The organism is Paenibacillus sp. MER 180 (genome assembly GCF_023713665.1).
GTDB classification, from domain to species: Bacteria; Bacillota; Bacilli; order Paenibacillales; family Paenibacillaceae; genus Paenibacillus_B; species Paenibacillus_B suaedae.
The window spans coordinates 16,178-27,953 of sequence record NZ_JAMAVT010000033.1 but is presented as its reverse complement, the minus strand read 5'-3'; the positions used below and the strand labels follow the sequence as shown (position 1 = coordinate 27,953).

The window sequence follows — 11,776 nt, the reverse complement described above, 5'->3', positions numbered from 1 at the left end:
CAAGCGTGATCTGCTCGTCTACCTTTTGCTCCACTTGATCGATGCGGCTTTCCAGGACAGGCACCTTGGTCATCATCTCGGCTGTTTGCTTTAGTGATAAGGCAATGGCTTCATTTGGTGTTAATGTAGGAACTGAATATGTGCCTGTTTTTCGTATAGCTGGCAAGATTTCATCCGCAACCTTTGACTGGAAAAACTCAGCTGCTTCATTCTTCGCCTTCATTGCAAGTCGATAGAAGATGTTTTCAGGGACAAATGATTCCTTCGACACTTCTGTCGAAAACTTCAAATCATCTAAATACTGTCGGACTCTATCCCATTTCACATATTCAGAACCTTTTGACTTGTCTGTAAATCCTAGCCCGCGTGCTACATCCTCCAAATTCAATTGAGCCATTCCATTTTCATCAATAAATCCTCGTACACCTTGAATCGTGATTAATTGGTTCATGCTGCTTCCCCTTTCTATATGGGCTTGTCCCTCAAAGCAACTCTTAAGAGTTGCTTACCTGCAATAATTCGGTTTCGTCGCTATCATCTGGTAGTTTATAAGTCCCGTTCTCGATTGCTCGGAGTAATGCATTTAGGCAAACACTGTGCAGATACTCTTCAACATCAGGCGGAAAAAGTTTTCTGTCCATAATCACCCCTCCCTAAAATATAGATATGATGATGCGAATATGGGACGACCCTCTAAATTGCTCGTCGTTTCATAATTTCGCTAAAAGCGGATTCCTTACCAAAAAAAATATGATCTCGCGGTGTTCGGTACACTTTTTCGATCATCTCAATTTTGCTATAAGAGATGTTTCCAGAATCCTTTTCCCAAATCTGTAAGGTTCTTTTGCTGATTCTCAAAAGCGTCGCAGCTTCTTCCTGAGAATATCCAAACTTAATTCGAAGTGATCGTAGTGTATCTTTCATTGGGTTAGGAATAGCACTCATGTTCGTATCACCTCCTTGATTCACATTGTATTACGCTTAAAGCGGAATTGCAAGAGATTATTTTCGTTTAAAGCGAATTTTTTTTCGTGTTTAATGTTGTATATTTCGTTTAAAGCGATATAATAATAAGTAAATAAAAAAACGAGGTGCGGACAGTGACTGATAGCAAACTTAAAGAAATATTTGCTAAAAACATACATACTTTGAGAAAACAAAGGAACATGACTCAAGGTGAACTTGCTGAATTGCTAGGCGTTGGAGTATCAACTGTATCGGATTGGGAAAAGGCTAAAAAGTTGCCCCGAGCAGGAGTTATTGAAAACATTTCTTCTCACTTCAGCATTCCGAAAAGTAAACTTTTTGAAGAAGCAAATGGACGGAGTTATATGGGAATCTCAGAAGTTGCAATGGTTCCTGTAATTAAAAATGCCATCGCTAACGAAGATGTCGTTTCACTTGAAAATGTTGAAAAATTTGAAGCAACACCGCTTACATGGGTATCAGGTGGAGAATATTACTTCATTAGAGCAAATGGAGACAGCATGGTAAATGCTCGGATTTTTGATGGCGATTTACTTCTAATACATGCACAACACGATGTCGAAGAAGGAGAAATAGCCGCTGTTCTTTTGAATGGGGAAATTGTTTTAAAACGTGTCTTCAAGAATGGTGGTATTGTGGTACTTCATTCTGAGAATCCTAACCATAGTCCTATCTTCGGCAATGACGAATCCTGTTCATTTAAGATTATTGGATTGGTAAAGAAAATTATCATTGATATGTAGAGGTGTATGATATGGTTGTCGGTATTTACATTCGCGTATCCACTGAAGAACAAGCTCAACACGGATATTCAATTGATGCGCAAAAGGAGAAAATGATCGCTTATTGTAAATCTCAAGGATGGACGGAGTATAAGTTATACATAGATGACGGATACACAGGCACGAATATGGATAGACCAGCACTTAATAGGCTAATCCGACATGTAGAAAACCAAAAAATCAATCTTGTTGTAGTGTATAAGTTAGACCGACTAAGCAGAAAACAACGGGACGTATTGTATCTTTTGGAAGAAGTATTTGAAAAGAAAAATACTGGTTTCAAATCAGCAACTGAACCGTTCGAAACAACAACGCCATTTGGAAAAGCAATGATCGGAATTTTAGCAGTGTTCGCACAGTTAGAACGAGATATGATTGTAGAAAGAACCACAACTGGAAGAAGACAAAGAATACGTCAAGGAAAATGGTATGGTGGCAGAGAACCGCTAGGATATTATTGGGACAAAGAAAAAGAGCAGTTGATAATTGTGCCTGATGAGGCAATGTTAATCAAAGCAATCTTTGATAAATACAAAAATGGTGACTCGCGACTTTCTATAGCTGAATGGGCACGATCACGTTGTAAAAGTCGAGTAATAGACCATGCAGTTATTAGGGATATTCTCTCCAGAAGAATATATATAGGAGAATTAAACGATGGCGGAACTTGGATCAAGGGTAACCATGAACCTATTATTGATTTAAAAACATGGAGAGCAGTCCAAGAGGAAATACAGAACCGTGAAGAAGGCTCTTCTCCAAAAGGTGAATATCTACTTTCTGGTTTGCTGAAATGCGGTGTATGTGGGGAAAACGTCGTCCACGTAAAACGGACAACAAAGAAGTACGGGAAAGTATATGAATATCAATTGTATGCTTGTAGAAATCAGCATGTAAGAAAAAAAGACAGAAACAATTACTGCTCATTAGGATACCATTCGAGGAAAAATATCGAAAAACATGTGGTTGATCAATTAAAAGCTTTATCGCTTTTCCCTGAGAAATTAAAAAAAGCTCAACAAACTACAAAAGTCGAAGACAGCACAGAGGCAGCACTGTTCTCACTTGAAGAAAAACTAAAAAAAATTACTACAAGCTTGGATAATCTCTATGAGGCCATCCAAGAAGGAGATCTAAAAGCATCGTCAGTAAGCGGTAGAATAAGAACGCTTGAAGAACAGCGGGAAGCTGTTGAAAACAGTATAGAGGATATATTAGATTCAAAGCCAGTGAATAGCAGTAATGATGCTTTGTTCAATATTCTACAAAGCGTTGGCGCGGTATGGGATGTTCTAACGGAAGACGAACAAAAAACCATCATTCGAAAAGTCGTAAAATCAGTTACATTGCACAAGGAAGGGGATCCAATTATTGAACTGAATTTTCTATAATCAGGTTTTCATATTCATTATGCTTCGGCAAGAAGAAACTCAATATATATGAAAACAATGCATCTAAAGAAAAAGCCCTATCATACGGGCTTTTTCTCGCTTCATTTATTATTTTTTGAAATGAAGGTGATCAGGGGATATACAGTAGCACTGGCAGAGTTTCAAGATAACATCTATATACACTTCACTACAGTTTTTTTCAATATCGTCAATTAGTTGTTTCTCCACTCCTGTTAAAGCGGACACTTCGCTTACTGTCATGGCACAGTTTTCCCTTGCTGCCTTAAAAGTAAGTCGAGAAGATTCTTCATTTATATATGTAAACATCATTTTTTCTAGTTCTTGCAACCCATCTGCGACCAAAGGATCTCTGTACCTAACTTCATCACAAAATATCTTAAACATCAAAAGAAACACGCCTGGGTTTCCTTGTTGCATACAATGCATTGACATATGTACCATCTCCTTTTAGGAATATATTAGTATATTTTTGAATTAGATAACACCTGTAATTAATGACAATTAATGTATGTTCATATAATCATATATGTTTATAGGCTCATATGCTCATATATCCTATTGTTTCCTTTTTTTATTGCTGACATAATGAAGTTATTTCTTACATAGAGGTGACAGTGACATCATGAACAAAGAAAAAGGCAATTTGGTTGTATGGGGAACCGATAGTGCTGGAGATTGGAATGCACTACATACAAATGTGGCAAAAGAAGAAGTCGCTGAAATCCTGTCCAAATATCCACACTACGAAGGATACAAGTGGGCAAGTAGATTGAAGCAACATAATGAGTTTGTATAAACATGAAAAAGCCCCGGATTGTTAGTCCGAGGCTTCCTGTTCCTTCTTTATTTTATCAATGCCGCAGATAAGTTCTAGCTCCTTCAAGCTACTATCATTGTTATTAGCCGATACCACGTCATATTTTACTTCCTTAGCGAATTGAATGAACTCATTCATTTTTGTTGAGTCTCGATACAATCTATCGTACGAAGCAACAATCAAGGTTCCATTTGGATTTCCATCCATGAATTTTCTTACCTTCTCAAATTCAGTACGATCAGCAGCAGCACTGACCCCATGATCCGAAAAAACACTCTCAATCGTATATCCATGTTCTGTAGCATACTTTTTGCAAAGTTCCAGTTGAGCATTAATATCTTGCTTTACCGTTGCTGTACGGCAATAAATTACAGCTTTCTTATCACTCATTAGGATCTTCCTCCTTGTTTTAGATCTTTCAATATCGAATCTACTTTACTTTGAAGTTCTGGAGCCTCTTTGCACACCAACTCCCGAATCCGTTGTATCTGCTCTATAACCTGTGGGTACCCATTAATACAGGCTGCATAATATTCTGCAACTTCTGGATAAAGACCATAACCAGGTTCTCCCCCGTCCGTTTCCCATCCTTCTGTGTCTTGTTGAGGGCTTAACGTCCATACATTATCATTCTTGTGCCCTTTTTGATTGTGAACCGCGTGAATAGTACCCGTCAAACAAGAACGGATGTATTCGGCTCTTTGACGTGCATATTTCTCCGCATAGTTATCAGTTTGGAGCGTTTCTTTTTGATCCTCCATCAAAACAGTCTCCTTCACTCGTCTTCTACATACTCCACAACATCACTTAATGGTACTTTAAAGAATGCGCATGTCTTATCGAGCACATCCATTGCTATATATTCGTTTTTACCCATCTTAGCTAATGTAGCGGAGGATATTCCTATCGCCTGTCTATATTCCGTCTTTGTCATTTCTCGTTGTACGAGCAAATGCCATAGCGGTTTGTAACTAAACCCCACAGCTATTCACCATCCCGTCTATGTTTCCATTATAAAAAATAATGTTTAGAAATGCAAATATTTTGTTTGACATAACATTTGGAATAGTATATATTTTGTTTAGGAAGTTGAACATATGACTTCCTGAAAGGGGTGAAGGGAGTGAAAGATACGGTGCAACTTATTACGGCCATCATCCAGTGTTATACGGCATACTTGATTTTTCGTTCAAGCCGTAAAAAGTAAAAAGGTACTTAACTTTGCGGGGTGCGCATAGTAAGTACCTGGGAGGTCGCCTGCCTGCGGCCTCCTTCACCAAAATCTTATCACTTCCCTCGCTCCAGATCAATACAATAAAAGGTGGACAAGCTATGAATTTCGTTGTCTGGGTACTCATCATTGGGACATTGATTCTTAGTATCGCCGGGCTGATAAGAGCCCAACGTAACAGGAAGTAAATAGTACGAAGGAGGGTGTACATTGGATAAGAAGGAAACATATGACATCGTGCTGATTTTCCAATTTGTCAATGTATTGCTAACAGCAGTCGTATTGTTGGTACAATTGAGCAAGTAACTAAGAAAAGAGGAGTGAAAAACCGAATGTACTTCGTGATGGAGAATGAACATGACGTGATCATATCCGATAAGGAACATGTTCAGCAAAACGAGGCTGTTGGATTTAAAATTGTTGGTACAAGAAAAACCCTGCCAGCTGCCGAGAGACTTGCTGAATTGCGAACAGCTTGACGAGGATTAAATAAACAAGAGCAGCAGGGATGCTTTCCCATACTGCTCTTGTTTTGTGTTCGGCTATCGCCTACACGTTTCCAATATACACCATATTATCGCTTTTGAATAGATACTTTTCGGTTTAGCCCGTCCCATCCAGTCACTTTGCCGCCAGCAGCCTCGACGATCTCCCTAACTGGGGCATAGGAAATATCACCTATCTTCTGACTGCCGACAATCACTTTCCCGTTTACGGTTGCTTTCTTACCATTGTAGCCGACAGTTGCCCCTAGCTCCTCGGCAAGTTGCCGAACCGGGACAGTAACAAGCCCGTTCGCGAAAGTCCCGGAAGCAATAACCCTTCCGTTCAACTCTACCGTTGCGGATTCTCCGCTAGGATTTGCTGTGGCAGGCTTGTCCACCGCTGCCGTACCGCGCAGCCCCGCATACTTGCTCGCAAGGTTCGTACCATAAGAGGAAGAAGGCGCCCACTTAGCCCCGAGGTCTTCCAGCGTCTTGGCGGTGCCAAATAGATAAACAAAGTGCCTCGGGTCAGGCGTACCCTTTTTGGGGTAGCCAGCAGCACCAGCATACAAGGCCAAGTGATCCAGATGCGCCGTGATTCCCTCACGCCATGAAATAAATCGTTTGTGAGCGGATGCCTGATAATCACCGCCGCCCGCTGTCACCTTCAGACCACATGGGTTGTGATAGCTGGCGTCGATTCCGGCTGCGCTGTGCCCGCCCCTATATAAAAATCCGGTTTCGTGCCCAAACTGCACGTAAGCGATGGCCGGGTCGATTCCGCCGCGTGCAGGTGCCAATTCCCAATAAAGATCGGCCAACGCCACAAATTCAGTCGGAGCTTTATTCGACTGTGCCCACGCCTTTGCTTGTGCCAGCGTGGCCGATGCCTTGCCTATGATGTTCGTCCCTTTGGCTGTAGGCTGCTGTGCCTTTCGTTTCAGCCCCAAGAACTGTGCCACCCCGGACACATGTCCGGAAATTATGGCTTCGATCACTTCTTGACGTTTCAACTTGGTTGCATCACTAGCGACATCGACGAACAGGTTTTCCGTCAGCACGGCAGGCATACGCGACTCTCGGCACATGTGCAGATCCTTTTTGCGCTGCCCTCGGTCAATTACCCCGTACTGCTTCAAGCAGTTCATGCTCTCCGTATGAATAGCGTCTTGCAGCGCCGCCGTAGCCGTATCCTTCGTGCCTGAATATGTGTATGACTCGAAGCCACCAGCGCCGCCCCCGGCGTTACAATGAACACTTATAAGCACATCTGCTCCTGCAGCATTCGCCTTATTTGTGCGTTCTTTTAGTTCGAGAAATAAGTCAGAAGCACGGGAGAGAAGACACTGAACTCCTTCATAATCCCGTTCCAACCGTTTTGCGGCTTCTGTAGCAACTTGAAGAGCTATACTTTTTTCGATGACACCATTTCCAATGGCACCAGTGTCCTCCCCACCGTGTCCCGCATCCCAAAATACTTTTTTCATTGTTTACTACCACCTCTCTTTGTTGTTTGCTTGATGATTTGGTGACCAAACACAGAAAAAGCCCCGCACAAGACACCTTGTATCAGAGCTTCAGGACTGAACCCAATCATCCATACTGTCAAGAAAACAGCAATAACAGTAACGATATATACAATTGTCCAATCAGGTACACGCGGCGTTTGTTTAAGTACATACCCTATACACCAGCACATAGCAACCACGACTATTAATGCAGGATCAATAAGTTCGTAAATCATGTTCCATCCCATCTTTAACCCCTACCTTCCATAGTGAATTTAATAACCGCTAACACTACTGCGCCAATTACGGTTGTACCTAGCCAAAAAATTGTTTTATCTATCTTGTCGAGCCTGTGGTGAGCTGATTTAGTAGATTCCATAGCTTGATACGCCACTTTCTTTGCGTCATCCGCTGTATCTCTGACATCAGTAACTGAATCTAGCTTTGTCTCTACCCTAACCATCCGTTCACGGATATCGGTCAGCATGCGCGTTTGTTCGTCCATCGCCTTTCCCCCTTTGGAATAAAATAGCCCCCGGACTCCCGAGGGCATAAAAATAACGCACATGATTTACATGACGTTTTAATCAGGTTTTATATTCAATTCTTTTACTAAGTCGAGCCCCATCCGCGCCAGTTCGTTTACCTGTTCGCGAAGCTCACGCGTCTGCGCTTCCTTCTCTTGACGAGAAAGCGTGTCATCTGCTTCAATTTCTTTCATTCTCTTGCGTGTATCAGACATGCTCTCAGACAACTTATTCATCCGTTTGCGTGCGCCGTCATGGTACCATTCAGGCAACTCGCCGCGAACGTTTCTGTCATCATATGCTTGATCCAGTTTCTTTTTTATTTCATAAAATTGAGTTGATAACTGGTTACTATATGTCGGATCAGAAATGAACTGATCTACCAATGCTTCAAGCGGATTTCCTGACGGTGTGGCGCCCGGAAGAATCGCCTTACCCAAGCCTCCCAGGTATTGCTTCATAATGTAGTCATATTGCATTGGCGATCCTCCACCTGCATCTGCAAGCTTACGAGCTACGCCACTTGTTTTTTCATCGTATTGGAGATCGGGAGACAAGCGCTCAAGATGACCGGGCACAATTGGTGAACCAGCAAAGTTCTGATTCATTGCGATATCAACAAATGGGCCGCCTATCGTGCTGCGTAACGCACCAAGCGCTTTCTGAGGCACGCCGCCCTTTGCAGTTAACGCACCTTCAATACCTGGCAGCGAGAAGGTTTTGATCATTGTCTCCGCAAACTCATTCCACGCTTCCGGGTCGTCGTCTGCGAATTGTCGCATCAATCTTTCTGGCAGACTCGAAAACAACATTCCTAATTCACGCGGTTTTGCTATTTTAATAAACTTTTCCCCGCTGTCTGTAGGAATAAGAAAGAAATTATCTTTTGTATTCTCCGGAAGTTCCTGGTATCGCGGATTGTCTCTATTCATTGCATACAAAGCCGCGGTCGGAACTGTCATTGCAAGCACCGCTTTCACCGATGCCTTCACAGGATTGTCTTTAAACGTCCGAACAAATCGATCCAACCCCTGTACAGCAGCATTGAAATAAGGAAACACCTTGTCAATTTCTTTGGTAACAGTTCCGCGCCGTTTAAAATTTATCGCAACTTCCTGCGATTCGAACAGCGCTTTTGCAAGTTCGTCAGGCGTTCTATTACCTTGTATCCGTTTGAACTCCGCCAACCGACCCATAGATTCGGTTGCAGAGAGAATATCCTCAAGAACGCGCCAAAGATTACGCGGTAGTCCTTTCAACTTTTGTACCGGTGTTTGAGGGAGCACAGCCTGCTTACTACGCTGCAGCATGTTTCGACTAGCTACTTGGCTTGTGTGCCCGCCGCCGATATTTTTGTATTCCTGCCATGCCTTGCTCTTACTGCCACGCATGATGTCAAAGGAGGCCTTAAGGAAGTCATTCACGAAATTCAATGGATTCCCCGTCGACTTTGTATTGATCCACGCATCGCCTAAATCTCTTGTGATATTCCTCGCAACAAAGTACGGGTTCACACCAGTCGTGAATGTCTTAAACATATTTGTTAACTTGCCAACTTGATCGAGTAACCAACCGGATCGTTCAGGTCCTAGTGCAAGAGCTGCCTTCATGAGATCGGGATCTTTAATCTTTATATGCACGGGCTCGCCGTTCACAAGGACACGAACAACATCGTCTGTATCCAAGGCTGTGCGGGTAAATGCTTTGTCATAGTCCTTTCCAATCTCGTTCAACGCTTGTTCCAATCCATCATCCAACAAACTATTCAAATCTCGATTGTCCTTGTGGCTTTGTACAATCTCTGCCCAATCTGATAGTTCGTCAGACTTGCGAAGGTTTGTAACAAACTTTTGCATAACCTCGTTTCGCTTAGCAGCCTTTACAAAAGCGTCGGTATTCTCGATAATCGTTTCAATTGGTGAAATGATCTGACGGCGTGAACCTGTCTTTTGATACTTCTTAACAGGTACTGATTGATTAGCGTATCCTCGTTTGGAACCGAAGCCCTTGCCACCCTTCTCCATCTCCGAAAAATGACGCTTGTTTGGCACATAATATGGATTAGCCTCGAACCACGCATTAGCTTGTTTCTGCGAAATCATGCCTGTATTGACTAGCCACTCCTGTACCATAGTGCGCTGATAGTCGTATAGTTGGTCTGCAACCTGTGCGAACATCGGATATTGTCTGTCGTAATCGGCTAGAATTTTCTGGCCTTTCTCCGGTGTCCATTCTAAGCGTTCGTGAAATACATTCTCTCCTCGATCAAAACGAGTAATAGCATGCCGGTTAATCAGATAATCTTCGAATTCTGCATAACGGTTTAATGGCAAAGCAGTTAGGCGTTCCTTCAACGATTGACCAATTACCTCACCGCTTCTATTAACCATTCCTTCTTTCACTATTTGACTAGCGATCATATCCGCACCACGAGCATTCAGAGCAGCTGTATGAACCTTTTCGGATGGTTTCAGTTCCCGACCGAATACCTTTGCAACCATTTTATCGAACCTGTTCAAACTGTGAACGTCATCCACTAAGTTCTGATACAAGCTATGAGTTTTTTCTTTCATGCCCGCTAACGAAAAGTCTTTTTGTGATCTGGAACGTAACTGAGACAACGTAGAGTTTAATGATGCATTCTCATATGGTGTCTTCTTCTTTCCAAGTGCTGATATCCCTAATGGTTCGCTTAACTCTTCCATTGATGCTGCGAGTTGTTCTTGTATAGATTTATTGCCTGCTGCAATTGGCTCCGGTTTTGGAAACTCTAACGGCGCTACTGGATTCTCAGGTTGTCTCAGACTGCGTATTCTCTCTTCTACGATCGGTTTATTGGACGTAGTGTTGCTGACATACTCTCGAGCTGCCAAGTATAATTCCTTGTTAGTTGCCCCCGTATTAGTCCTCTTTAGATCCTTATACGCATCGATTACTTGCTGTTCGAATTTAGCCGTAGCATCGTCGAATTGGGGAGTTTTGTTTGAACCTACTACAGTACCTGGTTGGCCTTCTTGTAATCTCAGTTTAGGCTCAGGTAGTGCTAATATCTCATCTATTTCCGATGTAGGGACGTTGTTCCGCTGCAATAGCTTTCGTATGCCAGCGCCTAACGCTCCGAATGCAACATCTCCCGCTGCTCCTAATCCTGCACCGAGTGCAGTAGAAATAGCCAATTCATCTGCGTCTGATTCACCACGCATAAGAGACTGGGCTGCAGATTGCATGGCGCCAGCTGCACCGCCTCGGATAGCTTGTTCAGCTACACGTTGAGCAGTGGCCGGTAAATGGGTTGCCGCCTCTACTACCTTTGACGCACCTTTCTGCGCTGTCTGTCCCAATTTAGTCAGCATCAATGCATCGGCCGCTTTATATGGGCCGTCCAGAAGGTTCGTTCCCGGCATGTTGCCGGTGGCAGGGTTAGCTGTGAATCCAGCCAACCCGCCTGCTATATCTGCCGCAACATCTGCAATTTTGCTTCCTGTCTCTGGTTTGACCGTCACTGTTGGCCCTGTCATACTTGCTGCTGTATGACCGGCACGGGAAAACCACTGGCCGACTGGATTCTCATACATTGCCCAGTCGATGGCATTTGCTACAGGATCGGCGACGCTTTTCAAAGCAGCTTCGAAGCCATTGCTTGGTTTTATCTCAGCTCGACGTGCTCTGTTTATATCAGCTTGTGTCGGCGGCTTCTCGCTTTGTAGTTTTGCTTCTGCTGCTAATGCACTTTGTAAGATAGGGGATCCTTCTAATTTATTAATACTTGTAAGCTCTGGAGGGAGAATGGCTTGAGCTTTATAAATAGACTCAGAATGGTGATTCACTCCTGCTTTTGCTTCTGCGAAGTATTGCGCCCACCGCTGCTTTTCAGGACCCATTTGTTCTGATTGGATGATCCTGTTTCGTTCTAAATAACCGCCGATATCCCCAGCGTTATCACGATACATGTTCTGATATTTTTGGATATTAGCCTTTTGAGCTGCCCTACTAAAATGCTGCTTCCATTCTTCATTGCTAGCCATAC

General features: G+C 43.0%; 14 protein-coding genes. 4 read left to right on the top strand and 10 right to left on the bottom strand.

The genetic code is table 11. The features are described from left to right. On the bottom strand, positions 1–451 hold a 451-nt coding region (locus M3661_RS29050), incomplete at its 3' end, for a BRO-N domain-containing protein (protein WP_251490798.1). A 242-nt stretch (positions 452–693) separates the two neighbouring features. Next, positions 694–945 carry a helix-turn-helix domain-containing protein gene (locus M3661_RS29045; RefSeq protein WP_251490795.1) on the bottom strand — a complete coding sequence of 84 codons (252 nt, stop codon included), beginning with the start codon at positions 943–945 and terminating at the stop codon, positions 694–696. A 155-nt stretch (positions 946–1,100) separates the two neighbouring features. On the opposite strand from M3661_RS29045, the gene M3661_RS29040 reads away from it, so the two are divergent. Beyond that, entirely contained in the window at positions 1,101–1,730 is a 630-nt protein-coding gene (locus M3661_RS29040; protein WP_251490792.1) for a LexA family protein, read from the top strand. Between the two features lie 11 nt (positions 1,731–1,741). Then, positions 1,742–3,160 carry a recombinase family protein gene (locus M3661_RS29035; protein WP_251490788.1) on the top strand — a complete coding sequence of 473 codons (1,419 nt, stop codon included), beginning with the start codon at positions 1,742–1,744 and terminating at the stop codon, positions 3,158–3,160. 108 nt (positions 3,161–3,268) lie between these two features. On the opposite strand, the gene M3661_RS29030 is transcribed toward M3661_RS29035, so the two are convergent. Then, positions 3,269–3,613, bottom strand: coding sequence for a helix-turn-helix domain-containing protein (locus M3661_RS29030; RefSeq protein ID WP_251490785.1), 345 nt, complete (start codon positions 3,611–3,613; stop codon positions 3,269–3,271). A 190-nt stretch (positions 3,614–3,803) separates the two neighbouring features. On the opposite strand from M3661_RS29030, the gene M3661_RS29025 reads away from it, so the two are divergent. Beyond that, on the top strand, positions 3,804–3,977 hold the full coding sequence (locus M3661_RS29025; protein ID WP_251490782.1) for a hypothetical protein: 174 nt from the start codon (positions 3,804–3,806) through the stop codon (positions 3,975–3,977). A 21-nt stretch (positions 3,978–3,998) separates the two neighbouring features. Here M3661_RS29025 and M3661_RS29020 read toward each other — a convergent pair whose 3' ends face one another. From M3661_RS29020 to M3661_RS29010, 3 genes are read right to left on the bottom strand one after another with little or no spacing between them, the layout of a single operon-like run. After that, positions 3,999–4,388: a recombinase family protein gene (locus M3661_RS29020; RefSeq protein WP_251490779.1), complete on the bottom strand. Its 390-nt coding sequence runs from the start codon at positions 4,386–4,388 to the stop codon at positions 3,999–4,001. After that, the gene (locus tag M3661_RS29015) at positions 4,388–4,759 is read right to left on the bottom strand and encodes a hypothetical protein (RefSeq protein WP_251490776.1); all 372 of its coding nucleotides are present in this window, start codon (positions 4,757–4,759) and stop codon (positions 4,388–4,390) included. The genes M3661_RS29020 and M3661_RS29015 overlap by 1 nt, the downstream gene beginning before the upstream one ends. A 14-nt stretch (positions 4,760–4,773) precedes the next feature. Then, positions 4,774–4,980, bottom strand: a complete 207-nt coding sequence (locus tag M3661_RS29010; protein ID WP_251490773.1) for a helix-turn-helix domain-containing protein — start codon at positions 4,978–4,980, stop codon at positions 4,774–4,776. A 581-nt stretch (positions 4,981–5,561) separates the two neighbouring features. Here M3661_RS29010 and M3661_RS29005 point away from each other — a divergent pair. Beyond that, a complete protein-coding gene (locus tag M3661_RS29005) occupies positions 5,562–5,708 on the top strand; it encodes a hypothetical protein (protein ID WP_251490770.1) in 147 nt (48 codons plus the stop codon). A 95-nt stretch (positions 5,709–5,803) separates the two neighbouring features. Here the strand turns inward: M3661_RS29005 and M3661_RS29000 are convergent, their stop codons facing one another. The 4 genes from M3661_RS29000 to M3661_RS28985 all read right to left on the bottom strand — a co-directional run bounded on the left by M3661_RS29000 (position 5,804) and on the right by M3661_RS28985 (position 11,774). Next, positions 5,804–7,201, bottom strand: a complete 1,398-nt coding sequence (locus M3661_RS29000) for an N-acetylmuramoyl-L-alanine amidase (protein WP_251490767.1) — start codon at positions 7,199–7,201, stop codon at positions 5,804–5,806. Then, entirely contained in the window at positions 7,198–7,470 is a 273-nt protein-coding gene (locus tag M3661_RS28995) for a phage holin family protein (RefSeq protein WP_251490764.1), read from the bottom strand. The genes M3661_RS29000 and M3661_RS28995 overlap by 4 nt, the downstream gene beginning before the upstream one ends. 2 nt (positions 7,471–7,472) lie before the next feature. Beyond that, a complete protein-coding gene (locus M3661_RS28990) occupies positions 7,473–7,727 on the bottom strand; it encodes a hemolysin XhlA family protein (RefSeq protein ID WP_251490761.1) in 255 nt (84 codons plus the stop codon). 78 nt (positions 7,728–7,805) lie between these two features. Beyond that, positions 7,806–11,774: an LPD38 domain-containing protein gene (locus tag M3661_RS28985; RefSeq protein ID WP_251490757.1), complete on the bottom strand. Its 3,969-nt coding sequence runs from the start codon at positions 11,772–11,774 to the stop codon at positions 7,806–7,808. Positions 11,775–11,776: the final 2 nt, after the last annotated feature.

What these genes read in the sequence shown, in the direction of transcription:
- M3661_RS29045 (WP_251490795.1), bottom strand. Translation starts at nt 945, where the DNA reads ATGAGTGCTATTCCTAACCCAATGAAAGATACACTACGATCACTTCGA.
- M3661_RS29035 (WP_251490788.1), top strand. Translation starts at nt 1,742, where the DNA reads ATGGTTGTCGGTATTTACATTCGCGTATCCACTGAAGAACAAGCTCAA.
- M3661_RS29030 (WP_251490785.1), bottom strand. Translation starts at nt 3,613, where the DNA reads ATGTCAATGCATTGTATGCAACAAGGAAACCCAGGCGTGTTTCTTTTG.
- M3661_RS29025 (WP_251490782.1), top strand. Translation starts at nt 3,804, where the DNA reads ATGAACAAAGAAAAAGGCAATTTGGTTGTATGGGGAACCGATAGTGCT.
- M3661_RS29020 (WP_251490779.1), bottom strand. Translation starts at nt 4,388, where the DNA reads ATGAGTGATAAGAAAGCTGTAATTTATTGCCGTACAGCAACGGTAAAG.
- M3661_RS29015 (WP_251490776.1), bottom strand. Translation starts at nt 4,759, where the DNA reads ATGGAGGATCAAAAAGAAACGCTCCAAACTGATAACTATGCGGAGAAA.
- M3661_RS29005 (WP_251490770.1), top strand. Translation starts at nt 5,562, where the DNA reads ATGTACTTCGTGATGGAGAATGAACATGACGTGATCATATCCGATAAG.
- M3661_RS29000 (WP_251490767.1), bottom strand. Translation starts at nt 7,201, where the DNA reads ATGAAAAAAGTATTTTGGGATGCGGGACACGGTGGGGAGGACACTGGT.
- M3661_RS28995 (WP_251490764.1), bottom strand. Translation starts at nt 7,470, where the DNA reads ATGGGATGGAACATGATTTACGAACTTATTGATCCTGCATTAATAGTC.
- M3661_RS28990 (WP_251490761.1), bottom strand. Translation starts at nt 7,727, where the DNA reads ATGGACGAACAAACGCGCATGCTGACCGATATCCGTGAACGGATGGTT.
- M3661_RS28985 (WP_251490757.1), bottom strand. Translation starts at nt 11,774, where the DNA reads ATGGCTAGCAATGAAGAATGGAAGCAGCATTTTAGTAGGGCAGCTCAA.